Annotated in this window: 19 protein-coding genes; 14 read left to right on the top strand and 5 right to left on the bottom strand. The window is 76.0% G+C overall.

From position 1 onward, the window contains the following. Window positions 1-112: 112 nt before the first annotated feature. A complete protein-coding gene (gene rfbD / locus ACQFYA_RS15920) occupies window positions 113-949 on the top strand; it encodes a dTDP-4-dehydrorhamnose reductase (protein ID WP_499127568.1) in 837 nt (278 codons plus the stop codon). Between the two features lie 67 nt (window positions 950-1016). Continuing rightward, the gene (locus tag ACQFYA_RS15915) at window positions 1017-1775 is read left to right on the top strand and encodes a class I SAM-dependent methyltransferase (RefSeq protein WP_499125763.1); all 759 of its coding nucleotides are present in this window, start codon (window positions 1017-1019) and stop codon (window positions 1773-1775) included. A gap of 65 nt (window positions 1776-1840) precedes the next feature. Here ACQFYA_RS15915 and rfbA read toward each other — a convergent pair whose 3' ends face one another. Together rfbA and ACQFYA_RS15905 are read right to left on the bottom strand one after the other, a co-directional pair. Then, window positions 1841-2704 carry a glucose-1-phosphate thymidylyltransferase RfbA gene (gene rfbA, locus ACQFYA_RS15910; RefSeq protein WP_499125761.1) on the bottom strand — a complete coding sequence of 288 codons (864 nt, stop codon included), beginning with the start codon at window positions 2702-2704 and terminating at the stop codon, window positions 1841-1843. A gap of 78 nt (window positions 2705-2782) precedes the next feature. Beyond that, window positions 2783-3538, bottom strand: a complete 756-nt coding sequence (locus ACQFYA_RS15905; protein ID WP_499125760.1) for a TIGR03089 family protein — start codon at window positions 3536-3538, stop codon at window positions 2783-2785. A gap of 161 nt (window positions 3539-3699) precedes the next feature. Between ACQFYA_RS15905 and ACQFYA_RS15900 the strand changes: the two genes are divergently transcribed. The 3 genes from ACQFYA_RS15900 (at window position 3700) to ACQFYA_RS15890 (ending at window position 9205) form a co-directional block, all read left to right on the top strand. After that, window positions 3700-4035 carry a WhiB family transcriptional regulator gene (locus ACQFYA_RS15900; protein WP_499125758.1) on the top strand — a complete coding sequence of 112 codons (336 nt, stop codon included), beginning with the start codon at window positions 3700-3702 and terminating at the stop codon, window positions 4033-4035. A 92-nt stretch (window positions 4036-4127) separates the two neighbouring features. Continuing rightward, window positions 4128-7538, top strand: coding sequence for a glycosyltransferase (locus ACQFYA_RS15895; RefSeq protein WP_499125756.1), 3411 nt, complete (start codon window positions 4128-4130; stop codon window positions 7536-7538). Further along, window positions 7535-9205: a DUF5719 family protein gene (locus tag ACQFYA_RS15890; protein WP_499125754.1), complete on the top strand. Its 1671-nt coding sequence runs from the start codon at window positions 7535-7537 to the stop codon at window positions 9203-9205. Before ACQFYA_RS15895 ends, ACQFYA_RS15890 begins: the two co-directional genes overlap by 4 nt. Window positions 9206-9227: 22 nt before the next feature. Here ACQFYA_RS15890 and ACQFYA_RS15885 read toward each other — a convergent pair whose 3' ends face one another. After that, entirely contained in the window at window positions 9228-9704 is a 477-nt protein-coding gene (locus tag ACQFYA_RS15885) for a metallopeptidase family protein (protein WP_499125753.1), read from the bottom strand. A gap of 96 nt (window positions 9705-9800) precedes the next feature. Here ACQFYA_RS15885 and ACQFYA_RS15880 point away from each other — a divergent pair, with 96 nt between their 5' ends. After that, window positions 9801-10157, top strand: a complete 357-nt coding sequence (locus ACQFYA_RS15880; protein WP_499125751.1) for a DUF3499 domain-containing protein — start codon at window positions 9801-9803, stop codon at window positions 10155-10157. Between the two features lie 21 nt (window positions 10158-10178). On the opposite strand, the gene manA is transcribed toward ACQFYA_RS15880, so the two are convergent. Beyond that, window positions 10179-11387 (bottom strand): mannose-6-phosphate isomerase, class I, encoded by a 1209-nt coding sequence (manA, locus tag ACQFYA_RS15875; protein ID WP_499125749.1) that lies wholly within the window; start codon window positions 11385-11387, stop codon window positions 10179-10181. A gap of 103 nt (window positions 11388-11490) precedes the next feature. On the opposite strand from manA, the gene ACQFYA_RS15870 reads away from it, so the two are divergent. From ACQFYA_RS15870 to ACQFYA_RS15835, 8 genes are all read left to right on the top strand, one after another. Next, window positions 11491-12936 (top strand): phosphomannomutase/phosphoglucomutase, encoded by a 1446-nt coding sequence (locus tag ACQFYA_RS15870; protein ID WP_499125747.1) that lies wholly within the window; start codon window positions 11491-11493, stop codon window positions 12934-12936. After that, complete coding sequence (locus ACQFYA_RS15865) at window positions 12933-13151, top strand: Trm112 family protein (protein WP_499125745.1); 219 nt, start codon at window positions 12933-12935, stop codon at window positions 13149-13151. The genes ACQFYA_RS15870 and ACQFYA_RS15865 overlap by 4 nt, the downstream gene beginning before the upstream one ends. A 177-nt stretch (window positions 13152-13328) precedes the next feature. Beyond that, complete coding sequence (locus ACQFYA_RS15860) at window positions 13329-14747, top strand: polysaccharide pyruvyl transferase family protein (protein WP_499125742.1); 1419 nt, start codon at window positions 13329-13331, stop codon at window positions 14745-14747. A 19-nt stretch (window positions 14748-14766) separates the two neighbouring features. Continuing rightward, window positions 14767-17661 (top strand): glycosyltransferase family 8 protein, encoded by a 2895-nt coding sequence (locus ACQFYA_RS15855; RefSeq protein ID WP_499125740.1) that lies wholly within the window; start codon window positions 14767-14769, stop codon window positions 17659-17661. Then, window positions 17651-19906: a polysaccharide pyruvyl transferase family protein gene (locus ACQFYA_RS15850; protein WP_499125738.1), complete on the top strand. Its 2256-nt coding sequence runs from the start codon at window positions 17651-17653 to the stop codon at window positions 19904-19906. Before ACQFYA_RS15855 ends, ACQFYA_RS15850 begins: the two co-directional genes overlap by 11 nt. A 28-nt stretch (window positions 19907-19934) precedes the next feature. Beyond that, window positions 19935-21845 carry a glycosyltransferase gene (locus tag ACQFYA_RS15845; protein ID WP_499125737.1) on the top strand — a complete coding sequence of 637 codons (1911 nt, stop codon included), beginning with the start codon at window positions 19935-19937 and terminating at the stop codon, window positions 21843-21845. Window positions 21846-21847: 2 nt separating this feature from the next. Next, a complete protein-coding gene (locus ACQFYA_RS15840; protein WP_499125736.1) occupies window positions 21848-22945 on the top strand; it encodes a sulfotransferase domain-containing protein in 1098 nt (365 codons plus the stop codon). Then, window positions 22942-24507 (top strand): glycosyltransferase, encoded by a 1566-nt coding sequence (locus ACQFYA_RS15835; protein WP_499125734.1) that lies wholly within the window; start codon window positions 22942-22944, stop codon window positions 24505-24507. Before ACQFYA_RS15840 ends, ACQFYA_RS15835 begins: the two co-directional genes overlap by 4 nt. On the opposite strand, the gene ACQFYA_RS15830 is transcribed toward ACQFYA_RS15835, so the two are convergent. After that, entirely contained in the window at window positions 24491-25858 is a 1368-nt protein-coding gene (locus ACQFYA_RS15830) for a SpoIID/LytB domain-containing protein (RefSeq protein WP_499125732.1), read from the bottom strand. The two genes, ACQFYA_RS15835 and ACQFYA_RS15830, sit on opposite strands and share 17 nt — an antisense overlap. Window positions 25859-25875 lie beyond the last annotated feature (17 nt).

Raw genomic sequence — 25875 nt, 5'->3', positions numbered from 1 at the left:
CCCGCCGGTTCCCCGGCGGCGCACGCCTAGGATCCTAGGCGTGAGCACCGCCGACGCGACCTCGACCGCCCCTGCCGGCCCGGCTGCAGGCCCGACCGAGGGACAGCGGTGGGTGGTCACCGGCGCGGGCGGGATGCTCGCCACCGACCTCCTCGCCGTGCTGCGCGCCGCGGGCGCCGACGTCGTCGCGGCACGCCGCGCGGACCTGGACGTCACGGACGCCGCGGCGGCCGCGGCCGTGGTGCGGGGCGCGGACGTCGTGGTCAACTGCGCCGCGTGGACCGCGGTCGACGACGCCGAGTCGCGCGAGCCCGAGGCGTTCGGCGTGAACGCCGTGGGTGCCGCGCTCCTGGCCAGGGCCGCGCACGGGGCGGGCGCGCGGTTCGTGCAGGTGTCCACCGACTACGTCTTCGACGGCCGGGCCGTCGCGCCGTACGCGGAGGACGCGCCGCTGGCGCCGGTGTCCGCCTACGGGCGCACGAAGGCGGCGGGGGAGTGGGCCGTGCGTGCCGAGGCGCCTGACCACCTGATCGTGCGCACCGCCTGGCTGTACGGGGCGCACGGTGCCTGCTTCCCGAGGACGATGGCGCGCCTCGCCTCCGAGCGTGACGAGCTGACGGTCGTGGACGACCAGGTGGGCCAGCCCACGTGGACGCGTGACCTGGCCGACCTGATGGTGCGGCTGGTCGCGGCGGGGGCGCCGGCCGGCACGTATCACGGGACCGCGTCGGGGCAGACGTCGTGGTGCGGGTTCACCCGGCGGATCGTCGCGGGTCTCGGTTCCGGGACCCGGGTCGTGCCGACGACCAGCGACGCGTTCGTGCGGCCTGCCCCGCGGCCCGCGTACTCGGTGCTCGGGCACGACGCCCTGCGCGCGGCCGGTGTCGCGCCGATCGGCGACTGGGCCGCGCGGTGGGACGCCGCCGCAGCCGAGGTGCTGGCAGGCTGACCCCCGCCGACGTCGGCAGATCGCAGAGCCGCCGCCGGTGCCGCCGAGGACGAAGGAGCGCCCGCCCGTGCCGAACCCCGCCACCACCCCGCCCCCGCTCACGCTGTACGGCAGCCTGCGGTGGGACGTCGTGGAACCGCTGCTGCCCGGTGCGGCGGGCCGCGTGCTCGAGGTCGGGTGCGGCCAGGGCGCCGTGGGCGTGCGCCTCGCCGCCCGCGCCGCCGCGTACACCGGGGTCGAGCTCGACGCCGACAGCGCCCGCACCGCCGAGCAGCGCCTCGTCGAGGCGGGCGTGCCGGGCACGGTCGTGCACGGCCCGCTCGACTCCCTGCCCGCCGCCGAGCGCTTCGACCTCGTCTGCGCCTTCGAGGTGATCGAGCACATCGAGGACGACGCCGCCGCCCTGCGCGAGTGGGCCGCGCGCCTGCGTCCGGGCGGCACGCTCCTCCTCTCCACGCCGGCCTGGCAGCGCCGGTACGGCCCGATGGACGAGGCCGTCGGCCACTTCCGCCGCTACGACCCGGCCGTCCTCGTCGCCCTCCTGCGGGACGCGGGCCTCGTCGACGTCGGGCTGCGCCTGTACGGCGTGCCCCTCGGCTACGCGCTCGAGGCGGTGCGCCACCAGGTCGCCCGGCGCCGGCCGGGCCTCCGCGAGGAGGGGAGCGCCGCCGACCGCACCGCCCGCAGCGGCCGCCTCTTCCAGCCGAGCGGCGACGTGCAGGGCGCGGCCGTGCGCGCGGCGACGTGGCCGTTCCGGGTCGCGCAGCGCGCCTTCCCGCGCACGGGCACCGGGCTCGTCGCCTGGGGCCGGGCGCCGCGCGCCTGATCGCCGTGGGTCGAGCCTGTCGAGACCACGCCGTGGGTCTCGACCGGCTCGACCATCGGTCGGAGTCAGGTGTCGAGCAGCCCGAGCAGGTAGGCGCCGTAGCCGGACTTGACCAGCTTCTCGGCACGGACGCGCAGCTCGTCGTCGGACAGGAAGCCCCGGCGCCAGGCGACCTCCTCGGGCGACCCGATCTTGAGGCCCTGCCGCCGCTCGATCGTGCGGACGTAGTCCGACGCCTCGAGCAGGGAGTCGAAGGTGCCCGTGTCGAGCCAGGCCGTGCCGCGGGGGAGCACCTCGACCTGCAGGGTGCCGCGGCTCAGGTACTCGCGGTTGACGTCGGTGATCTCGTACTCGCCGCGGGCGGACGGCCGGAGGCCCTTCGCGATCTCGACCACGTCGTTGTCGTAGAAGTACAGGCCGGGCACGGCGTAGCTGGACCGCGGCTCGCGGGGCTTCTCCTCCAACGACAGGGCGCGGCCGTCCTCGTCGAACTCGACGACGCCGTACGCGGTGGGGTCCGCGACCCGGTAGGCGAAGACGGCGCCGCCGGTGAGGTCGTGGAAGCGGGTGAGCTGCCGCCCGAGTCCGGGGCCGTAGAAGATGTTGTCGCCGAGCACGAGGGCTGCCTCGTCCGCGCCGATGAAGTCCGCGCCGAGCACGAACGCCTGGGCCAGGCCGTTCGGCTCCGCCTGCACCGCGTACTCGATCGACACGCCGAACTGGGAGCCGTCGCCCAGCAGACGGTGGAACTGGTCGGCGTCGTGCGGGGTGGTGATCACCAGGATGTCCCGGATGCCCGCGAGGATCAGCGTGGACAGCGGGTAGTAGATCATCGGCTTGTCGTAGACGGGCACGAGCTGCTTGCTCACGCCGAGCGTGATGGGGTGCAGGCGGGTTCCGCTGCCACCGGCCAGGATGATGCCGCGCATGGCAGTTCATTCTGGACCACGCAGCCCTTTCGGGCCGGGTGAACTCCGTGCAGCGCTCCTGAGGCGCGCCGGGGGAGATCAGGCGGTGATGCGCTCGGTCTCGCGCAGGCGTGCGAGCCGGGCCGGGTCCGCGGCGAGCTCGGCGGCGGTGGCGGCGGACGCGAGCACCACGGAGCCGTCGGCGGCCCAGGTCGCGAGCAGCTCGCGCAGCACGTCGCCGAGCGGTCGCGCGCCGTCGACGAGCACGCGCTCGGCCGTCGGCGCGGGCGTCGGGACCAGGTCGGCGTGGCGCACGGGCTCCGCGCCGGGCGCCTCGAGCGCGACCGCGTCCGCGTCGGTGCCGGGCACCCAGCCGATGACGTCGCCGTACGTCATGACGGCCGCCGCCGCGTCGACCGCGCCGGCCGGCAGGTCGCCGTCGAACGACCGGGCGAGGGCCGGGAGGGCCACGGCCACGAGGTCGGCCGCGCCCGCGCCGGCGAGGACGTCGCCCCACGCGCCGGGGCGGGACGTCACGACGACGTCGCCGCCCGCGGCGGGGGTCTCGGGCGCGAGCTGCACGGTGGCGCCGCTGCGCCACGCGGCGAGCGCCCACAGCACGCTCCGCCAGTGCGCGGGCAGGTCGAGCGTCACGACCGTCCCCGGGGCGGCGTCGAACTCCTCCACGAGCAGGTTGACCGTCTTGCTCACCCAGTTCTGCAGCACGGCGCCGGAGAGCTCGACGCGTTCGCCGCCGTCGCCGTACCAGGTGAGCCGGGGGCGGCCCGGATCGGATATCAACCGATCGAGAATCTGCGAGATCGTCGACGGGCGGGCGGCGGGGGACGGGTTCACGCAGGTCAGCCTACGAGGGTCCGCGGCCGCGCCCGGTCGGGGCGCATGTGAATGGGCAGTGGAGATCGCTATCACTAGCACATTTCGACTTGACGCTTTCGAAGGACACGCGTGTAATTCCAGGTATGCAGTTTCCCTAGAACGGCATGGAGGGGCACGCCATGTGGAACTTGCTCGATGGGGACCGGGGGGTCTTCCCGTCAGACGTCGGTCGTGAGCCCGAGCGCGTTGCGCCGGTGCTGCCGTTGTTCGGTGACGATGCGATCGATGACGAGACTCTCCTGGGGTGGCAGGAACGAGCCCTGTGCGCCCAGACCGACCCGGAGGCCTTCTTTCCCGAGAAGGGCGGGTCCACTCGCGAGGCCAAGAAGGTCTGCACGTCCTGTGAGGTCCGGGCAGAGTGCCTGGACTATGCGCTCGCGAACGACGAGCGGTTCGGCATCTGGGGCGGGCTCTCCGAGCGTGAGCGTCGCAAGCTGAAGCGCCGCGCCGTCTGAGCCGGCACTGACCGGAGGGGATGTCCGGCCCGACACGCACGGGTCGGATATCCCACGACGGGATCGGGGCCCGTCGCATCATGGCGGGCAGGATGACTGCTCCGCACCCGACCCCAGCCCGCCCCGGCGGTGAGGTCGCACCCCCGGGCGCGACCACCACCGTCGCGCCTGCGCCCTCCGGCGACCATCAGCTCGACGGCACCGGTGCCGTCCCCCTGACGGTCACCGTGACGGCCGTGGTCGTCACGCGCGGACGCACCCCCTTCCTCGACGCCACGCTGGACGCCCTCGCGCGTCAGGAGCGCGCCGCGGACGACGTCGTCGTCGTCGACGTGGGCGCCGCGGAGTCGACCGCCCGGCACCCTGACCTCCGGCTCGGCGGCGCACGCTTCGTGGCGGCGTCGGGGGTCCGCAGCCTCGGCGAAGCCGTGGACCGCGCGAACGAGGCGGTGGGCGTCCCCGAGACCGGCTGGCTGTGGATCCTGCACGACGACTCCGCCCCCGAGCCGGACGCGCTGAGCCGTCTGCTGCGCGCGGTCGAGCACTCCAGCGCGGTCGCCGTCGCCGGGTGCAAGCAGCGCCGCTGGCCGGTCGCCGCGGACGGCACCCCCGCCGCCGAGGCGAGCATGCTGGTCGAGGTGGGCAGCACCGTCTCCCCGCTCGGTCGGCGCATGACGGGCATCGACGACACCGAGATCGACCAGGGTCAGCACGACGCCCGCGAGGACGTGCTCGCCGTCGGGCTGGCCGGCGCGCTGGTGCGGGCGCACGTCTGGGCGGAGCTGGGCGGCACCGACCCGGAGCTCGGCCCGTTCGGCGACGGCCTGGACCTCTGCCGCCGGGCGCGGCTCGCGGGGCACCGCGTGGTCGTGGTGCCCGACGCGGTGGTGCGGCACGCGCAGGCGTCGCTGCTCGGGCTGCGCGGCCGGCCGAACGCCACCCCCGACGTCGAGGCCTCGCGCTACGGCCGGCGTCGCAGCCAGCTGTACCTGCGGCTCGTCGAGGCGCCCCTGCCCCTGCTGCCGTTCGTCTGGCTCGCGACCCTGCTGTGGGCGCCGTTCGCTGCCATGTACCGGCTGGCGCTCAAGCGTCCGGCGCACGCCCGCGACGAGCTCCTCGTCGCGGTGGTCACGGCGCTGCGGGTGGTGCCGCTGTACCGGGCGCGGCGGCGGGCCGCGCGCTCCCGGCGGTTGCCGCGGCGGGTGCTCGCCCCGCTGCGCGGCACGTGGCGCCAGGTGCTGGGCGAGCGCCGCGACGTCCGCCTCGCGCGGGCCGAGGCCCAGCGCGCCCGGTGGGCGCCGAGCGAGCTCGAGCGCGCCGACCTGCGGCGGCTCGCGCGCACCCGGCGCATCGTGCTCGCGGTCGTCATGGTGGCGGTGGTGGCCCTCGACGTCGCGCTCTTCGGGCCGTGGCAGGGGGTGCTGGTCGACGGCGGGCGCGTCGTGGGCGGCGGCCTGCTGCCCGCGCCCGGCACGGTCGGCGACGTCTGGGAGGCGGCCACGTCCGGGTGGGTGCGGGACGGGCTCGGCGTCCGGGCCGCGGCCGACCCCCTGCTGCTGCCGCTGACGGCGTTCGCCGCGCTGGCGGGCGGCGGCCTGCAGACGGCGATGAACGCGCTGGTCGTGGCCGCGCTGCCGCTCGCGGCGCTCGGCGGCTGGTTCGCCGCGGGCAGCCTCACCCGGTCGGTCGTGGTGCGCGCCGTCGCCGCGCTGGCGTGGGCGGCGGCACCCGGGTTCCTCGCGTCGCTCGGGTCGGGGCGGCTCGGCGCGCTCGTCGTGCACCTCACGCTGCCCTGGCTGCTCGTCGCGGTGCTGCGCACGGTCGGGGCGCACGCGCGCGACGTCGTGCACACCCCGGTGCGCCGGCGGGGGTCGCTCGGCGCCGCGGGCGCGGCCGGCCTGCTGCTCGCCGTCGCCGTGTGCGCGGCCCCCGTGCTGCTGCCGGTGGCCGTGGTGCTGATCGGGGTCGCCGCCCTCGTGGTGCGGCGGTCGTGGCGGTCGCTGCTGCTCGTGCTGCTGCCCGCCCTGGTGGTGCCGCTGCCGTTCTGGGGCGAGGTGCTGGGCACCTGGTCGGACGGCGGTTGGCGGCTGCTCGTGGCCGAGCCCGGCGCGCCGCTGGTCGCGCAGGGCGCGCCCACGGCCGTCGAGCTGCTGCTCGGCCTGCCCGGGGACACCGCGTGGTTCGGGTCGTGGCTCGGGGACGACGGCGTGCTCGGGCGGGTCGCCGTGGTCGGACCGGCGCTGCTGGGCGGCGCCGTCCTCGTGCTCGCGGCGGTGGCGCTGGTGCGTCGGCGCGCCGTGCGCGGGGTGCGCCTGGCCTGGCTCGCGGCGGCGGCAGGCCTCACGACGTCCGTGCTGGCCGTCGCGACGGCCGTGGCGAGCGGCACCACCGCGGACGGGACGGTCGCGAGCGTGACGGGGTGGCCCGGCGTCGGGCTCTCGGTGCTGCTGCTCGCCCTCGGCGCGGCGGCGATCTGCGCGCTGCCCTCGACCGGGCGGCGGCACACGCCCGTTCCGGTGTCGCCCGCGGACCGCGAGGAGCGCGGCGTGCTGCAGCGTCTGGCGACGGCGGGGGTCGTGGCCCTCGGCGTCGTGGCGGTCGCGCTGCCGGCCGCGCAGCTCGGGTCCTGGGTGCTGGGTTCCACCGGCGGGGGCGCGGTCGGCGAGCTCCGCGCGGCGGAGAACCCGGTGGTGCCCGCCGTGGGCACCCAGATGCAGGCGCCGCCGCGCTCCGCGCGCGTGCTGCAGATCGACCGGGTCCGGCCCGGCGGCGAGGGCGACGACGAGGCCGGGACGTCCGCCGAGGTGGTCGACTACGCGCTGCTGCACGCCGACGGGACCCGGCTGGAGGACTCGTCCACGGTGGTGCGGGCGCGGGCGGCCGGCCTCCTCGCGGGGCCGGAGCGCACGGACACGGCGCTGCTCGACCAGGTCGTGGCCGAGGTGGCCACCGGCCGGTCCACCGACGTGACCGACCGGCTCGCGGCGCTCGGGATCGGGGCCGTGCAGGTCCCGGCGGGCGGCGACGCCGAGCTCGCCACCACGCTCGACCTCGTGCCCGGGCTCGCCCGCGTCACCGAGGAGGGCGCCCTGGTCTGGCGCGTCACGACCGACGGGCCCGCGCCCGGCTGGGCCACCGTGCTGCGGGGCACCGGCGAGGCCGGCGACGGGACGCCGAGCCCGTTCTACGCGCCGGGCGACTCCGTGCGGACCCTGCCGTCGGACGGCACCGGCGCGAGCGGCCGGTTCACGGAGGGTCGCGAGGGCCGCACGCTGCGCCTGGCCGAGACCGCGGACACCGGCTGGCACGCCACCCTCGACGGGCGGCGGCTGCCCGCCGTCGACGCGGGCGGCACGCAGGCGTTCGCCGTCGGGCCGGAGGCGGGCCACGTGCGCGTGGCGTTCGAGACGCCCCACCGCACCGCCTGGCTGGTGCTGGCGGGCGTCGTGCTGCTGGTGCACACGCTGCTCGCGCTGCCCGTCGGACGGCGGCGGGGACGATGACGAGGACGCCGACCGGAGGGACGGGCAAGGACGTGCGGGACACCCGGGTGCGGCGCGGCGTGCGCGCGACGGCGGCCGCGGTCACGGGGGTGGCGGCCGTCGCGGCGCTCGCCGCCGTGGCCGTGCTCGGCGACCAGTGGGCGCAGTCGTGGACGGGCGCGGAGCAGCGCGCCGTCGCGGCCGGGACGCGGACGGTCGGCGTGCAGCCGGCCGACGCGACGCTGGTCTGCCCCACCCCGGTCGCACTCCCGGAGGGCGCCGACGTCGGCGACGCGCAGTTCGACGCCACCCCCGTGCCGACCACGAGCGACCTGGGCGCCCTGGTGCTGGGCGGCGCGGAGGACGGCGCGCGCACGACCGGCCTCGACGGGAAGGACGAGGCGCCGTTCGACACGGGCGACGCCGCGGCGGCGCAGCAGGGCGCGGTGAGCGGCACGCGCGTGCTGCGGGCCACGCCGGTGGCCGACGAGGCGTTCCGCGCCGCGGGCGCGACGGGCTCCGTCACGACGGCGGGCGACCTGCGCGGTCTCGGGGCGGGCGCCTGCACCGCCCCGTCCACGTCGCAGTGGCTGGTGGGCGGCAGCACCCAGGTGGGCGAGACCGCGACGCTCACGGTGCAGAACCCGTCCGAGCGCCCCGCGACGGTGGCCCTCGACGCGTATGGGCCGAACGGCCTGGTGGCGCTCGGCGGCAGCGGCACCTTCACCGTCGCGCCGCACGAGCAGGTCACGACCCGGCTCGAGTCGGTGGCCCCCGAGCAGGAGCGGCTCGCGGTGAACGTGCGCGCGTCCGGGGCGCGGGTCAACGCGACGCTGCAGACGCAGGCCATCGACGGGCTGCTGCCGGCCGGGGTGGACGTGCTGACCGCGGGCGCGACGCCGCGCGAGTCCCTCGCGGTGGGCGCGGTGCTGAGCCGCGGCGAGGCCGTGGACGACCCGCACGCGCCGCGGCTGCGGCTGCTTGCGCCCGGCGACGCCGGCGGGACGGCGCGGGTCACCGTGTACGGGCCGTCGGGGCCGGTCGTGCTGCGCGGCGCCGACGAGGTGGAGCTGGAGGCGGGCGTCGTGACGGACGTCCCGCTGGGCGGGCTGCCGGCGGGCGCGTACACGGTGGTCGTCGACGCGGACGTGCCGGTCGTCGGCGCGGCGCGGTCGGACCAGCCGGGCGAGCAGCCCGAGGACTCCGTGGTCGGCGGCACGCCGTACGACGTGGCGTGGTCGGCCGGCCAGCCGGTGACCGCGTCGGGCAGCGCCGGGCCGGCGGGCCAGGTCGGGGTGCCGGGCGGCGTCCGGACCGGGATCACGCTGGCCGCCGCGCCCGCGGACCGGGACCCCGACACGGACCCCGAGGGCACCGTGGCCGTGACGGTGCGGGCCTACGACGCGTCGGGCGCCGAGATCGGCAGCCACGAGGCCGAGCTCGCCGCCGGGACGACGCAGGCGCTCTCGCTGGGCTCGGTCGCCGACGAGGGCACCGTGCCCGCGGGGGTGAGCGTCGAGCGGGCGGAGCCCGAGGGCGCCGACGGCCTCGCCGTCACGTGGGCCGCGGTGCTGCGCGCCGACGACGGGACGGCGGCGACGGGCACGCTCGTGGCGGCGGTCGCGCCGACGGCGGCCGTCACGACCCCGGGTGCCGTCGACGTGCGCGCGGTGGACGCGGCGGGCTGACGCGACCGGACCCCGCGGCGGGTCAGGCGTCGTAGCCGGGGTCGATCTCCTCCGGGGCGCGCCCGAGCAGGTGCGCCACCTGCTCGACGACGACCTCGCGCACGAGGTCGGCCCGGTCCGTGTCGTCGAGGGCGCGGAACTCGACGGGACGGCGGTACACGACGACGCGGGCCGCGCGCCCGGACTCCGCCGGGAAGCAGCGCCCGAGCGGCACGCCCTCGGTCTCCCACGGCGCGGGCTCGGACGGCGGCACGTCCTCGACGGCGAACTCGGTGCCGGTCAGCTGCGGGCCCCACCGGCGCTGCAGGGCCTCGACGACGTCGAGCACGAGGTCGTCGAACTGCTCGGCCCGGGTGCGGTGAGCGGGCATCCCCGGCGGCAGGAGCGGGCCGCGCACGCCCCGCCCGCGACGGTCGCGGCGGCGGGCCGGAGCGTCGCTCCCAGCCTTGGAGGCAGTACCGGGCTCGGGGTCGGGTGCGGGGCTGGCGAGGTGGTGCACCCGTCGAGCCTATGCCGAGGTCACGACGCGATCACGACCGTCGCCGCCCGGCGAGCCCTGCGCACGGGGGCCGGGGTGCGGCGTAGTGTGCCCGGCGTGAGATCGGTGAGGCAGTGCTCGCGCACGGCGTGCTCGCGCGCCGCCGTGGCGACGCTCACGTACGTGTACGCGGACTCCACGGCCGTGCTGGGTCCGCTCGCGCAGCACGCCGAGCCCCACAGCTACGACCTGTGCGCGGAGCACGCCGAACGGCTGACCGCGCCCCGCGGGTGGGAGGTCGTGCGGCTCACCCCGGCCTTCGAGGAGCCGGCGCCGTCGCCCGACGACCTGTCCGCGCTGGCCGAGGCCGTGCGTGAGGCCGGGCGGGTGCGGCAGGAGCCGGCGGGCGAGCCGTCGTCCGTCACCGAGACCGCGCGCCGCGGCCACCTGCGCGTGCTGCGCGAGGCCGACTGACCGACCCCGCCGCGGGAGGGCTCAGGGCACCCAGGCGCACACGGCGTGGCCGGAGCCGGACAGCCGCAGCGCCCCGGCGTCGTGCGGCACGAAGACGGACCCTCCCCGGCGCAGCGTCGCCGGCGCCGCGCAGCCCTCGGCCGCGAGCTTCAGGTCGCCGGAGAGGCACAGCACGATGCGCGGCCCCTCCGCGGGCAGGTCAACGTCCTCGTCCGGGTCCACGTCGGCCACCGTGAGCGCGAACTCGCGCACCGGCACGCGGTACGTGCTCACCTGCCCGCGCCCGCCGGCGGACCGGGTGCGCGGGGGCTGCGGGGGCCGTGGCACGAAGGACGCGCACTCCACGAGCGCCGCCTCGTCCACCCGCTTGGTCGTGAGGCCGGCGCGCAGCACGTTGTCCGACGACGCCATGATCTCCACGCCGAGGCCGGAGAGGTAGGCGTGCACCTCGCCGGCCGGGAGGTAGAGCCCCTGGCCGGGGTCGAGGGTGACGCGGTTGAGCAGCAACGACGCGAGCGCGCCGGGGTCGCCCGGGTGCTGCCGCGCCAGCTGCAGCACGGTGGCGTCGGCGCGGGAGGACGGCGACCCGGCGGCGAGGCGCGCGGCGACCGCGGCGACCGTCGTCGCGACGTCCGCCGGGGTGCCGGGGTCGCGCCGGGCGGCGACGAGGTGCGAGAAGGCGGCCTTCGCGCCGCGCGGCGACCGGTCCGCCGCCAGGAGGTCGCGGACGGCGCCCACCAGCACGCCGTCGAGCCCGTCGAGGAGGTCCAGGACGGCGCGCGGCGCGCGGAACCCCGCCAGGCCCTCGAACTCGGTGAGCGCGACCACCATCTCCGGCTTGTGCTGGTCGTCGTGGAACGACCGACCCGGATCGCCCGGGGGCAGGCCCAGCCGGTTCTCCCGGTTGAACCCGGCGCGGGCGGCGTGCGGCTTCGGGTGCACCTGGAGCGACAGGGCCCGGTCCGCGGCGAGCACCTTGAGCAGATAGGGCAGCCGGGGGCCGTACTCGTCGGCGACGCGGCGGCCCAGCATCGCGTCCGGAGCCGAGCGGACGAGCTCCCGCAGCGAGCCGTCGCCGCTCACGCGCGACGGGGCGCTGGGGTGGGCGCCGAGCCACAGCTCGGCCGCCGGCTCGCCGTCGGGGGCGGTGCCGAGCAGGTCGTGGAGCCGCGTGGGCGAGCCCCAGTCGTAGTGCTGGACGGCGTTCTCCAGCGGGTAGAGCTCGGGCACGAGGACCACCCTTCCACACGCGGGGCCGCGCGGACCCTCGCGCGGGGCAGAACCACCCGCCCGGCACGGTGCGGGTCGGGCGCGGGCACGTACGCTGTGGGACGTGACGATCGACCTGGCCACCATCATCAAGGCGTACGACGTGCGCGGCACCGTGCCGGACCAGCTCTCGCCGGACGTGGCCCGCGCGATCGGCGCCGCGTTCGCCCGCGTGGTCGCCGCCCCGGAGGGCGCGGGCCGGGTCGTCGTGGGGCACGACATGCGCGACTCGGGCCCCGCGCTCGTCGACGCGTTCACCGCAGGCGTCACCGCCGCCGGGATCGACGTCGTGCGGATCGGCCTGTGCTCGACGGACGGGCTCTACCACGCGTCGGGCGCGCTGGACGCCCCGGGCGCGATGTTCACGGCCTCGCACAACCCCGCCGTCTACAACGGCATCAAGCTCTGCCGCGCGGGCGCCCGGCCCGTGGGGCAGGACACCGGCCTGGCCGACGTCCGCGAGCTCGCGCAGCGGCTCCTCGACGACCCGTCGTCGGTCGAGGTGGAGACCGCGGCCCGGGTTTCGACAGGCTCAACCACCGACGTCGACACCCTCGCCGACTACGCCGCGTTCCTGCGCGGCCTGGTCGACCTGTCGGGCATCCGGCCGCTCAAGGTCGTCGTGGACGCCGGCAACGGCATGGCCGGCCACACCGTGCCGGCCGTGCTCGGCACCGGCGCGGGGCTGCCCGCCCTCCCGCTCGACATCGTGCCGCTGTACTTCGAGCTCGACGGGACCTTCCCGAACCACGAGGCCAACCCGCTGGAGCCCGCCAACCTGCGCGACCTGCAGGCGGCCGTCGTGGAGCACGACGCGGACCTCGGCCTCGCGTTCGACGGCGACGCGGACCGCTGCTTCGTCGTCGACCAGCACGGGGACCCGGTCTCCCCGTCGGCGATCACGGCCCTCGTGGGGCTGCGCGAGGTGGCCAAGGAGCTCGAGGCCGGCCGCACGCCCACGGTGATCCACAACCTCATCACCTCCCGCGCCGTGCCCGACCTGCTGCAGGCGGCCGGCGCGACGACGGTCCGCACGCGCGTGGGCCACTCGTTCATCAAGGCGCAGATGGCGCAGCACGACGCGGTGTTCGGCGGCGAGCACAGCGCGCACTACTACTTCCGCGACTTCTTCTTCGCCGACACGGGCATGCTGGCGGCGCTGCACGTGCTGGCCGCGCTGGGCGGGCAGCCGCACGCGCTGTCGGTGCTCGGGGAGATGTACTCCCCGTACGTGGCGTCCGGGGAGATCAACTCGACGGTGGCCGACGCCGCCGCCGCGACCGCGCGGGTGCGCGAGGCGTACGACGCCGCCTACCCGCAGGCCGACGTGGACCAGCTCGACGGGCTCACCGTGGCCCACTGGGACGGCCACCCGCAGTGGTGGTTCAACCTGCGCGCGTCGAACACCGAGCCGCTGCTGCGGCTCAACGTCGAGGCCGCGGACGAGGACATCATGGTCAAGGTGCGCGACGACGTCCTGTCGCTCGTGCGGCAGACGGAGGAAGCATGAGCGACGGTGTGAGCGACCTGCGACCCGGTACGCCGGGGATCGACCCGTGGGTGCGGGGCATCCTGCGCTGCCCCGTCACCGGGGCGGAGCTGGTCGACGGCGTCGGCCCCGACGGCGAGCCCGAGCTGCGCTCGACCGACCCGGGACGGCCCCTCGCGTACCCCGTGCGCGACGGCGTCCCGGTGCTGCTGGAGAGCGACGCCCGACCGCTCTGAACGGCAAGGACGCGCGGCAGCCCGGACCGGGCGCCGTCGATCCCACCGACCCCGTCCCGGTGGCTGGGAGAACACGCGCGGAGCACTCCGTGGCCCGCAGATGAACAGTCGATGAGCAGCCGGTGATCTCGCCGGATTCCGGCCTTTCGGCGGTCATCCGCTGCCTACGCTCACGCCGTGCCGACTCTCGACGCCGCCCCCCGCGCCGCACGTCCGGGGCGCCGCCTGCGCCTGTTCCACTTCGACATCAAGACGTACGGGAACTACGGCGACACGCTGCTGTTCGAGGCCGTCCGCCAGACGTTCGAGGGGTTCGCCGGGGGCGACGCCTTCGAGGTCGCGGGCAGCCGGTCCCTGCGCGACCCGGTGGGGCCGCGGCTGGTGGACCACATCAACGAGCACTTCGACGCTGTGGTCGTGGGCGGCGGCGGGCTCTTCCTGCGCGACACCAACGCAAACGCGCGCTCCGGCTGGCAGTGGAACATCTCCCTGGAGCAGCTGCGCCGCCTCGAGGTGCCGATCGTCGTCTTCGCCGTCGGCAACAACCGCTTCATCGACCAGGAGGACTTCGCGGACCCGTTCCGCGAGCACCTCAACCTCACGCTCGACAAGTCCGTCTTCTTCGGGCTGCGCAACCACGGCTCGGTCCGCACGATCCGCGAGTACGTGGACCGGGACCCCGAGCGGGTCACCTACCAGCCGTGCCCCACGACGATCTCGTCGTACCTGTTCCCGGACCTGTACCGCGAGCACCCGGCCGGCGCCGGTGAGGGCCGGGTGCTCGCCGTCGAGTCGATCATCGGCAAGCGGCAGATCGCGGCGGGCTTCGACCGGGACCGGATCTACGCCGACCAGGCGGACGTGCTCGCCCGGCTGAAGGGCGAGGGGTGGCGGCTGGTGAGCGTGCCGCACGCCCGCGCCGACATGCTCTTCCACGAGGTGCTCCGCGAGCGGGGCCTCGTCGACTCGGAGCACGTGCTGTGGGGCAGCCGCGACGTGCTGTTCTCCGGGGTCGAGACGTTCGCCGACCTGCCCGTCATCCTCGGCACCCGGGGCCACGCCCAGATGGTGCCGTTCGGGATGGGCGCCGTCCCGCTGTCGCTGTACGTGCACCACAAGACGCGCTACTTCGCGAGCGACCTCGGGCACGCCGAGTGGGCGATCGACCCCCGCGCGGAGACGTTCACCGACGACCTGTACCGCACCGTGCACGACGTCACGGAGCGCCGGGTCGAGCTGCGCGCCGAGCTCGCCGACGTGCGCCGCGGGATGTACGACACGACGCTGACCAACCTCGCGACCATCTACGAGCGCCTCACGGGCGAGGCCGTCGCGCCGTCGTTCACGGCGCTCACGCCCAAGGAGCGCCGCCTCGCGGCCCGGACCTATGACGCCGCCGTCGAGAAGGCGCGGGCCGAGGAACGGCTGAAGAGCAAGGACCAGGAGCTCGGGGCCAAGGACGCCCAGATCCGCACCCTGGGGGCGGAGATCGACCAGGTGCGCGCCACGCTGCGGACCGTGCGGGACTCCGTCGCCCGCGGGTCCCTGGTGTCGCGCGCCGCGAACCGAGCACGCCGCCTCGTGCGGCCGCGCTGAGCAGGGGAGACGACCACCGATGACACATGTGACACAGGTGAACCAGGCGGACCGGGTGACGACGGGCGCGGCGGTGGCACGGCTGACGCCGGCGCCTGCGCCGTGGCCGCGGCCCGCGCCGGCGGCCTCGCCGTTGCGGCGGCTCCCGGGCCGGGGGCTGCGCCGGCTCGCGCGCTCCGCGGACCGGATGACGGGCACGCCGGACCAGGAGCGCGCGCGCCGCCGCGTGCTGGAGGAGCGCACGCGGACCCAGGCCGGCGCGCTCGAGGAGCAGGGCGCGGCGCTCGCCGCCGCCACCGCGGCGGCGGCCGCCGCCACCGTGGAGCTCGAGCGGTACCGGCTGGCCTACCGCCGCCTGGTCGCGGCCGTCCGCGGGGTCGACGAGGCCGAGATGCCGCTGCACGCCGGCACCCCGAACCGGCGCTGGAACCGGCTCGCCGCCGAGACGCGCGGGGAGGCGAACCTGGCCGTGCGCCTGCGCGAGGGGCGCGACGTCCCGGAGGCCGTGGTCGACGCCGTCCGGCCGCTGCTGCGCGACCGCCACGTCGACGCGCGGGCGCTGTGCCACGCGCTGTACGCGCGGCCGGAGACGCGGGTGGCGGGCGCACTCGGCGGCGCGCTGGTCGCGACGCGGCAGGACCTCTTCGACCTGGCGTGGGACCTGTTCGCCGAGGTGCCCGCCGAGCTGGTCGCCCGGCTCGCCCCCGCGGAGTACGTCCGCGTCGGGGTGCGCGTGGGCGACCCGGAGGCCGTCGCGCGGGCGGAGCGCTGGCTCGACGGCGCCGAGACCGGGGACGCCGTCGCGACCGACGCCGCGACCCTCGCGGAGCTGGCCGAGGTGCTGTTCGCGGCCGACGCCCACGCCGCGGCCGTCCGCGCCGCCGACGCCGCGCTCGCGACCGGCACGCTCGACGAGGTCGGGGTACGGCGCGCCGAGCTGCTGCGCGCCTGGGCCCTCCGAGGCGCGGAGCCCGCGGCGCCCGCCGCGGTGCCGGCCGGCCGCGTGTCGTTCGGCGTCATCGACTACAAGCAGCCCGACGAGGCCACGACGTCCTCCAACATCGGCGACTACGTCCAGACGATCGCCAGCCTCGGGCACCTCGTGCGGCACGCGGGGCTGACGTTCCACGGCGACCCCGACCTCGCGCAGGTCGTCACGGAGCTGGGGGAGCGGGTGCGCCCGGGGCTGCGCGTGGACGGCCCGGGCGCGGACGTCGAACTGACGGTCGTGAACCGCGACTCCTCCAGCCTCGACGCCGTCCCGGAGAACACCTGGGCGATCGCTTTCGGCTGGTACATGCAGAGCGCGTTCGGGCTGCGCTACGACTTCCCGTTCCACGAGAACCTGAAGCCGCTGTTCGTCTCGTTCCACGTCAACCGCCCGTCGATGCTCACCCCCGAGGCCGTCGCGTACCTCCGGGCCCACGGCCCGGTCGGCTGCCGCGACTGGAACACGGTGTTCCTGCTGCTCAACAAGGGCGTGCCCGCGTTCTTCTCCGGCTGCCTCACCACGACGATCGACACCGTCTTCCCGGAGCGCACCACCACCGCGCCGCCCGGCGCGCCCACCGTGTACGTGGACACCGCCGCGCCGTCGCCCGACGACCTGACGATCACCCAGGCCCGCGAGGACGTGCGGTGGACGCCGATCGTGCCCAACGTGCGCGAGGCGCTCGGCCTGCTGGAGGACTACCGCACGTCGTACGGCGGCATCGTCACGTCGCGCCTGCACTGCTACCTGCCGTCGTGGTCGATCGGCGCCCCCGTGACGTTCACGCCGCGCAACCGCGCGGACGTGCGGTTCGCGGGCCTGCTCGACGCCGACGAGGACGGCCTGCGGGCGATGCGCTCACGCATCCGCGACCTGCTCGCGCCGAGCGTGGGGCTCCTGCTGTCCGGCGCGCCCGCCGACGAGGTGTACGCCGCGTGGCGCGAGGCCTGCGCGCCGGAGGTGGCCCGCGCCCGGGCCGCGTTCGAGCGCCCCGCCGCCGAGCTGCCGCTGTCCTTCGACGTCGACGCGGCGTGCGCCACCGCCCGCCGGTCGCGCGTCGTCGTGCCGGCCACGGCGTCCCGGCTGGGGGAGACCGTGCACGCCGCGGTCGCGCTCGACGCCAACCTCAAGGCCGAGATGGAGGTCGTGGTGCAGGGGATGGTCGCGGGCACCGAGCGGCCGCTGCACGTGGTCGCGCTCACCCGCGACCACACGTCCGCCGACCACGACCGGCTCGCCGCGCTCTTCCCCGAGGTGACGTTCGAGTGGATCGCCTGCGACGCGATCGACTACGGCCCCGTGCTCGGGATGCTGTCGCACATCACGGTCTCGACCATGGACCGGCTGCTGCTGCCCGAGCTGCTGCCCGACGTCGACCGGCTGGTCTACCACGACATCGACGCCCTGACGCTGGTCGACCTCGCGGACCTGTACGACATGGAGCTGGACGGGGCGCCGCTCGCCGCGCGCGCGTCCGTCGGGCACGGCGTGCGGTCGGGGCTGGGCAACCTGCTGCGGTCCGGCCGGCGGCTCAGCGCCTCGCCCGGCGCGGCGAACGAGCTGTTCCGCACCATGTACCGGCGGCACCCGGGGGACTTCGCGGCGTTCAACGCCGGCATCCTCCTGCTGGACCTGGCGCGGATGCGCGCCGACGCGTTCACCCGGCGGTTCGTGCCGTTCGTCGAGCACTACGGGCTGAACGACCAGGAGGTGCTGAACTGCTACGCGGGCTCGACGTACCGCCCGCTGGACCCGGCGTGGAACATGTGGCCCGCGCAGGAGTCGGTCCGCGACCCCAAGATCCTCCACTGGGCCGGGCACCAGAAGCCCTGGGACACGGGGCGGTACGTGCTCGAGCGCGAGCGCTGGGACGCCGCCGGTGCGGCCGTCGCGGAGCGCCGGCGGGGGACGCGTGTCGGCTGACCGGGCCGGGCGGGCCGACGACGTGGCGCGGGGCAACGCGCACGCCCTCGCGGTGCTGCGCGCGGCGCCCGGCGACGAGGCCGACCGGGCGCTGCGCCGCACCCGGCCCGCGCCGGTCCGGCTGCGGTTGCGCCTCGGCCGGCTCGACTGGACGCAGGTCCCCGGGCTGCGGCCCGCGGTGCACGACCTGGCCCGGGCCCACCTCGACGCGTCCCGGGCGGACGCCGCCCGGCCGCTCGTCGGGCTGCTGGGCGCGCGCGACCCGGGCCGCGCCGCGCACGAGCTGGCCGGCCGGCTGCACCTCCTGGACGGCGACGACGTCGCCGCGGAGGCCCGGCTGACGGCCGCGGCCGAGGGCCCCGACGGCCGCCGCCGCGCCACCGCCCGGCAGCAGGTCGGGGACACCCGGCGCCGCCTCGACCTGCGGGCCGCCGTCGCGGCCCGCCCGGTCGCGACGCCCCGCGCCGCCGCGGCGCGCGACGACGTCCTCGCGGCGCCGTGGTGGACGCCCGGTGCCGTGCCGGAGTCGGACGCCGTGCCGGGTGCGGCGCCGAGCGCCGTGCCCGGTGTCGCGCCCGGTGCCGTCGAGTCCGAGGCCGCCCGCTACCTGGCGGCCGCGGTCGCCGACGGCGACGCCGCCGGCCTGGACCCGGTGCTCGACCTGCTGTTCGCCGGGCAGGCCCTCGCCGTGTCGACCCTCGACGCCCCCGGGGTGACGTACGTCCTGGACCGGGCTGCGGTGCTCGCCGCCGACGCGGACCACGACGGCGCGCTGCGCGCCCTCACCGCGCTCCCGGCGCGTCCCGAGGCGCTCACCGGCCCCGCCCTGCTGCAGCTCGCGACGAGCCTCACCGCGACCAGCCGGTACGACGAGGCCCGCACCCTGCTGCGGCTCGCCGCGACCGCCGACGACGAGCGGGTGGTCGCCGAGGCGCACGTCCTCGCCGCACGCGCGGCGTGGGTGACGCACGACGACGCGGGCACCGTCCGCGAGGCGCGCGCCGCCCTGCGCGCGGGCGCGTCCCGCCGGGTGGCGCGGGGCCTGCAGCGGCGCGGAGAGCAGCCGGTCACGCCGCCCGCGGCCGAGGCGCCCGCCGGGGGGATCGGCCACGTGGCGTTCTACGTCGAGGAGGGGGAGAACTTCGGCGACGTCGCGCTCCCGCTCGCCGTCCGCGAGGCCGTCGAGGCCGCCGCGGGGCCGCAGGAGTGGGTGCCGTTCCATGCGCACCAGCTCTTCGACGCCGAGCGGGTGCGGGTCGCGAACACGCAGCGGGCGCTCGTCGTCGGCGGCGGCGGGCTCTTCCTGCCGGACACGTCCCCGAACGGGCACAGCGGCTGGCAGTGGAACGTGCCCGCCGCGTCGCTGGAGGCGCTCGACGTGCCGCTGTTCGTCTTCGCGGTGGGCTACAACCTGTTCGACGGACAGGAGTTCCACGGCACCCGCTTCCGGGAGTCCCTGGTGGCCCTGGCCGGGCGGGCGGAGCTCGTGGGCCTGCGCAACCACGGCTCGATGGACCGGGTGCGCGACCTGCTCCCCGCCGGCCTGCAGCACAAGGTCCGCTTCGTGCCCTGCCCCACGACGGTCTACGAGCGCCTCCACGCCGACCTCCCGCCGGCCGAGACCGGCACCGGCCGGATCCTGGTCAACGCCGCGTTCGACCGGTCCGCCCGCCGCTTCAAGGACGGGTACCCGGCGTTCCTCGCCCAGGTCCACGACTTCGCCGGGCGCGCGGCGGCCGCGGGCGCCGAGGTGCGCCTGGTCGCGCACACGCGCGGCGACGTCCGCCTCGCCCAGGACCTGCGCGAGGCGCACGGCCTCGACCTGCCCGTCGACGAGCTGCACCTGGCGACCCCCGCCGAGGCGTTCGCGCTGTACCGGCGGGCGTCGCTCGTCGCCGGCATGCGCGGGCACGCGACGATGGTCCCGTTCGGCCTCGGCACGCCCGTGGTGAGCCTCGTCTCCCACCCCAAGATGCGGTACTTCCTCGACGACGTCGGCCGTCCCGAGTGGGGGATCGACGTCGCCGACCCGCGGCTCGCCGACCGGCTCGCCGAGCGGGCGCTCGACGTCCTCGCGCGCGAGGAGGACTACCGCGACGACGTGCGGGCCCTGCAGCTCGAGCTGCTCCCGCACGTCCAGGACGCCGCCGGGAGGGTCGCCGCGGCCCTCGGGCCGGAGGCGCCGGCCCGGCCCGGGCGGGTGCCCGCACCCGAGCCCGCGGGGCTCGCGCACCACCAGCACTGACAGCCACCACCCCCAGAAGGAGCCCTCGATGCCCACCATGCGGAGCGTCCCGCTCGGCCGAGAGCCGGGCGAGCCGGAGATCGAGTCGTTCGCCGACCTCGTCGACCGGCCCCTGCTGATCGTCGGCAACGGCCCGTCGTCGGCGATGCCGCCGTACCACCGCATCCCGGCGGACGTGGTGGTCTTCCGGATGAACTGGTTCTTCCTGGAGAGCAACTACCACTTCGGCGACCGCGTCGACGGCTGGTTCAGCGCCGTCCCGCACGAGCGCCTCGAGAAGCTGCTCCAGGACGAGATCCGGTCCGGCCGCTACGACGTGCGCCGGATCCTGTCGCCCATGCGCCACGCCGCGCACCGCGACGGGGACCGGTACGGCCTCGAGCCCCTCACCGACGTCGCCGAGCTGGACTCCTGGAGCGTGCCGGCCCGCAACCCTCGGCTCGCGCGGCACTTCATGAGCCGGCCCGGCCTGCCCACGACGGGGATGCAGGCGCTGGCGTTCGGCCTGGGCGTCGGCTTCCGCGAGGTCTACCTGGCGGGCATCGACCTGTACGAGTCCAAGGACGTGCGCTACGGGTACACGATGCCGCAGGTGGCCGACCTCGGGCTGCAGACGAAGGACGCGACGCCCGGGTACGAGGCCGCGCACGGCCTCGACTCCGACCTCGCGTTCCTGCGGTCCTGCCTCGCCGCGTACCCCGAGGCCACCGTCCGCTCGGTGAGCCAGTCGGAGATGCTGCACTTGTACGTGCCGCCGGCCGAGGAGCTGCCGGCGGGCCGCCCGGCCCTCGCGCCGGGGGAGGGGTCGACGGTCGGCGCCACCAAGGACACGGTCGAGATCGAGCTGCCGGCCACCGAGGGCGTCCAGGCGCTCACGGTGCCGAAGGTGGACGGCCCCCTGTGGGCGGAGGTGGACGGGCGCCGGTGCGCGTACGTCACCGTCGTCTCGGGCTCCTACCACCACGGCGCGCGGGCGCTCGCGAACTCGCTGCGGCGGGTGAGCGACGTGCCCCTGGTCGCGCTGTGCACCCCCGACGCCGACAAGGCGGCCCTCGCCGCGAGCGGCATCCTCACCCTCGACGTCCCGCCCATCGCCAACCCGGCGCTGGGCAAGGGCCGCAAGCAGAAGGTGCAGGAGCGGTTCGCCGCCACCTACACCAAGCTGCACGTCTTCCGGCTCGACTTCCTCGACCGCGCCGTCTACGTGGACAGCGACGCCGTCGTGAAGCAGAACATCGACGACCTGTTCGCCGGCGACGACTTCGCGGCCGTGCCGGACGCGGGCCTGGACGCCCCGAACCCGGACGTCTTCAACTCCGGGGTGTTCGCCTTCACCCCGTCGTACCCGACGTTCGAGTCGATGATGTCCCGCCTCGCCCACACGCCGTCGTACGACGGCGGCGACCAGGGCTTCCTCAACGTCTTCTTCGACTCCTGGCGCGCGCTGCCGCCGGAGAACAACACGACCAAGCGGATCTTCTCCCACCACCCCGCGCTCTTCCACGACGAGGACGTGCGGGTGCTGCACTACGTGGGGAAGAAGCCCTGGGAGCCGGCCGGTGGCGACGACCGCTACGACACGCTCGACCTCGAGTGGCTCGACTACCTCACGGACACCGAGAAGAACGAGCTGATCCGCGACCTGCGCCGCCAGACGGACCTGTCGACCACGACCGCGGAGCCGCCCGCCGAGGTGCTGCGGGCCGTGAAGGCGCACCTGGCCGCAGGCCGGGCCGAGCCCGCCGCCCGCCTGCTCGCGGACACGGCGCGCAAGCGCCCGCTCACCACCGCCGAGCAGCGCCAGCTCGCGATCGCGTCCATGCGGCTCGGGCGCCGCCGCGACGCCCTGCGCACCCTGGAGCGGGCGAAGGGACCGATCGCCACCGCCGCCGTCGGGAGCGGCATCTTCGTGCAGTACTACCGGAACCGGAGGAAGTGACGATGGTCCGCTGGCTCACCGCCTCGCGCACGGCCAAGAAGGTCCGCGCCGCCGCCGAGGAGCGTCTGCCGCCCCACCTCGGCCCCGCCCTGCTGACCCGCGACTGGGAGACGCTGGCCGCGCACGCGGGCACCACGTCGAAGGACGCCCGCCTCGCCGGCGCGCTCACCGGGCTGCGGGCCGGGGAGGACGCCGAGGTGATCGCCGCGCTGCCCGAGAACCCGGGGGAGGCGCTGCGCTACCTGGGCGACGTCGCCCGGTGGCGGCTCGGGACGCTCGCCGACGCGCGCGGGGACGGCTTCGCCGAGGCGTTCGACCGCCTGCACGCCCCCGACCTGGTGACGGTCGCGACGATCCAGAAGTCGGGCACGCACTGGATGCGGTTCTTCCTCACCAACTACGCGCGCGCCCTCGCCGACCCGGACGTGCGGAACCCGATCTCCTACCCGCAGCTGCTGCAGGAGTTCTACGGCAACAACCGGTGGCAGGTCTTCCGCGAGGCGGAGCCCTACCGCGAGCCGAGCAGCCTGCTCGCCGCGCACGGCGTCTCCGACGTGACGATGCAGCACTTCCGGCACGACGTCGACCCGTTCGTCTTCTCCCCGGGCCGCAAGATCATGCTGTACCGCAACCCGCTCGACTACGTGGTGTCGCTCTTCCACTACACGATCAAGCAGCGGCCGCAGCACCGGGACGAGGCCGCCCACCCGCGCGACGTCATCGAGCGGATGCTCGACACCTACGCCCGCGAGTACCTCACCCTCGACAGCTACCGCGACCACCCCGACGTGCACGTCGCCTCCTACGAGTCGCTCAAGGCGGACCCGGGCGCGCGCTTCCGGGACGTGGTGCGGTTCCTCGGGCTGCCGCTCGAGGACGACGCCGTCGAGGTCGCCCTCGCGCTGTCGGACATCTCCACCATCCGCGCCATGGAGGAGCAGACGGGGCGGTCGATGGTCGTGAAGCTGGACGGCTACTTCACGCGCGACGGCTCGATCGGGCAGTGGAAGCAGTTCTTCGACGACGCCGACGTCGAGCGCGCCCGGCGGACCCTCGCCGCGCACGACATCGACCTCGACGCCTTCACCGTCGACGGATGACCGTCGGTCTCCCGCCCCGGCGGCGTGGCGCGCGGCCGGACGAGGTCGTGATGTTCGTGCGGACCCTCGCGACGACCGTCGCGGGCGGCACCCGCGCGGTGCTCGCCCGCGCGAACGCCTACGCGGCGGCGGGGCACCCCACGACGCTGGTCGTGACGAGCGTCGTGCCGGACGGCGGGGCCTGGGCCCGGGAGACGGGCCTGCTCGACCCCCGGGTGCGGGTGCGGCACTTCTGGCGGGACGGGCCCGGCCCGGCCGAGCGCGCCGCCGCGGCCGGGCTCGCCCCGCTCGAGCCGCCGCGGGTGCCCGACGGCGACGGGGTGGTGCGCCGGCGGCGGCGCACCGACGCGGGGGAGCGGTGGCGCACGACGGTCGACGGCGTGCTGCGCACCCAGGAGCTGCGCAGCCCCGGCACCGGGGCGCTGGTCTCCTTCGTGACGTACGCCGACGACGGCCGTCGCGAGTCCGTGTGGACCTGGGTCGACGGCCGGCTCGCCACCGTCGACCGGTTCGACCCGGCGGGCGGGCGCGTGCGGGAGTTCGTCGTCGACGGGCGGCTGGTCTGGCTGACCGCCGAGCTCACCGGGTCCGAGGGCACCGGCGCGGTGACGTACGCCGTCCGCGACGGCGCCGCGCCCGGCACCTTGCCCCAGGACTACGCCGGGGCGCTGGCGGCCTGGCTGGACGAGGAGCTCGCCGGCCGGGAGCGGGTCGTGGTGGTCGCCGACGGCGAGAACGTCTGGCAGCGCACCCTGCGGCTCCTGCGCCACCCCGGGGTGCGCGGCGTCTCCGTGCTGCACAACTCGCACCTGGCCCCGCCGTACGGCCCCGACGCCCCGACCAAGGAGCACTGGCGGGGGTACTTCGACGACCTGCGGAACGTGGACGCCATGGTCTGCCTCACGGGGCGCCAGCAGCGGGACCTGACCCGGCGCTACCCGGGGCTGCCGCTGCGCGTCGTGCACCACGCCGCCGGGCGTCCCGACGCGGGCCGCGTGCCGCGCGACCCGCGCGCCGTGGTGTTCGTCGGCCGCCTCGCGCCGCAGAAGCAGCTCGACCACCTGCTGCGCGCCTTCGCCCTGGCGCGCCGGGAGGTCCCCGACGCCCGGCTCGACCTCTACGGGGAGGGCCCGCTCGAGGGCGAGCTGCGGGCGCTCGCGGCCGACCTCGGCCTGGACGCCGCGGTCACGTTCCACGGGCTCACCGACGCGCCGCTGCGGGCGTTCGCGGGCGCGCGGGTCGCGGCCATGACGTCGCTGCACGAGGGGCTGCCGCTCACGCTCACCGAGGGGATGTCGGTGGGCACGCCCTTCGTCGCCTACGACTGCTGCTACGGCCCCGGCGAGGTGCTCCGCGACGGGGAGAACGGCTTCCTCGTGGCCCCGGGCGACGTCGACGCGTTCGCCGCCCGGCTCGTCGACGTGCTGCGGGACGATGCGCTCGCCCGCCGCCTCGGCCGCGCCGCCCGCCGGGTGCGGCGCGAGCTCGGCCCGCGGCGCTACCGCCGGGCGTGGCTCGACGTGCTCGACGACGTGCTGGCGGTGCCTACGCCACCGCGGTGATCTTCGTGATCCACGCCGCGGGCATCGAGCCCGCGGTCGTGCGCGCGCCGATCTTCGAGCGCAGCACGTCCGCCTTCCCGGTGACCGTGACCTTGGTGCCGTTCGGCGCGGTGGCCGTCAGCGTGCGGACCTGACCGCTGGACCACTTGGCCGTCACCGCGATCGACTGGACGTTCGTGAGGCCGAAGAGCGCGCGGGCCTGCGCCTGCGTGATCTTCCGGGTCCACGAGGCGTACGAGTTGCCGGGGGCCGCCTTGCTGTACGGGTCCGACACGGACCGCTCGTAGGCGATCCGCGACGACCAGACGTCCTCGGAGTTCGCCGTCCGGCCTCCGCTGGAGGAGAAGTAGTGCGCCACGACGGGCGTGCCGCCCGAGGTCAGCACCCGGGCCCGGGTGCGGCTGGACGTGGTGGCGTCGACGCCCTTCTTCCAGACCTTGCCGTACCTGGCGTCCGTGCCCTCGCTCTCCTTCTTCCAGCCCGAGTAGTACTGGTCGCGCACGTCGTCGACGACGTTGCACCGGCAGGCGGCGAGGACCGGCTTGGTCATCACGTACGAGCGCGCGGTGATCGCCTGGGCGGCCAGCGCGGACAGGCCGCCTCCCAGGCCCCACGACGACGGCATCTCCGCGATGCCGTACAGGTACTCCGTGTTGAGGAGCACGTCGTTGGTGATGTTGGGGACGCCGCCCTTGGCGGACGTGGTGAGCCGGCCGTGCTTGTACGAGCCGTGCGCCCCGGCGACCGTCGCGACCGCGGTCTTCCCGGTGGGCTTGTAGTAGCGGGTGCCCGACCACTGGATGCGCAGCAGCTGGTCGTAGTACTTCGTGCCGTTCACGGTGATCCGGGAGCGACCGCCGGCCGTCACCGTGACGGCGAAGGTCTCGGTGCCGGACCCGGAGGCCAGGGTCTTCCCGTCCTCGTTGTTCAGCCGCCAGTCGCCGCCGCGCACCGTGACGGTGGTCGTCTTGTTCGAGTCGCCGTAGCCGGACCGCCCCACGGGGTCCTTCCCGTAGACCTGGACCAGGATGTTGTTGCCGGTCGTGGTCTTCCAGGCGACCTTCGCCCCGGAGTAGTAGTGCTGGAGGATGTCCCAGCTCGGAGCGCCCTGGCGGGCCATCTGGTAGGCGCCGTACTGGGGCATGCCCACGCCGTGGCCGTAGCCGGAGCCGGTCAGCGTGAACGACGTCGGCACCGCCGCCTGGGCGGAGGAGGCGGCCACGACGGTGCCGCTCACCGCCAGCACGCCGGAGACCACCGCGGCCACGAGCGTCCGTGCCCGGGTGCGTCGTCGGTGGTGCCGGCGCGGCCGGGCCGCGCCGGGCAGGTGCGTCGAAAGCTCGTGCGACATGTCGTACCCCCTCCCCG

It is taken from the genome of Promicromonospora sp. Marseille-Q5078 (assembly GCF_050315395.1).
In the GTDB taxonomy this organism is placed as follows: Bacteria; Actinomycetota; Actinomycetes; order Actinomycetales; family Cellulomonadaceae; genus Isoptericola.
Note: the sequence above shows the minus strand (reverse complement) of the source record. Positions and strands in the feature narration are given on the sequence as shown.

Bases quoted from the DNA above. Each gene is read 5' to 3' on its own strand.
- rfbA (WP_499125761.1), bottom strand. From the start codon at position 2,704: ATGCGCGGCATCATCCTGGCCGGTGGCAGCGGAACCCGCCTGCACCCC.
- ACQFYA_RS15900 (WP_499125758.1), top strand. From the start codon at position 3,700: ATGTGGAACTTGCTCGATGGGGACCGGGGGGTCTTCCCGTCAGACGTC.
- ACQFYA_RS15895 (WP_499125756.1), top strand. From the start codon at position 4,128: ATGACTGCTCCGCACCCGACCCCAGCCCGCCCCGGCGGTGAGGTCGCA.
- ACQFYA_RS15890 (WP_499125754.1), top strand. From the start codon at position 7,535: ATGACGAGGACGCCGACCGGAGGGACGGGCAAGGACGTGCGGGACACC.
- ACQFYA_RS15865 (WP_499125745.1), top strand. From the start codon at position 12,933: ATGAGCGACGGTGTGAGCGACCTGCGACCCGGTACGCCGGGGATCGAC.
- ACQFYA_RS15855 (WP_499125740.1), top strand. From the start codon at position 14,767: ATGACACATGTGACACAGGTGAACCAGGCGGACCGGGTGACGACGGGC.
- ACQFYA_RS15845 (WP_499125737.1), top strand. From the start codon at position 19,935: ATGCCCACCATGCGGAGCGTCCCGCTCGGCCGAGAGCCGGGCGAGCCG.
- ACQFYA_RS15840 (WP_499125736.1), top strand. From the start codon at position 21,848: ATGGTCCGCTGGCTCACCGCCTCGCGCACGGCCAAGAAGGTCCGCGCC.
- ACQFYA_RS15835 (WP_499125734.1), top strand. From the start codon at position 22,942: ATGACCGTCGGTCTCCCGCCCCGGCGGCGTGGCGCGCGGCCGGACGAG.
- ACQFYA_RS15830 (WP_499125732.1), bottom strand. From the start codon at position 25,858: ATGTCGCACGAGCTTTCGACGCACCTGCCCGGCGCGGCCCGGCCGCGC.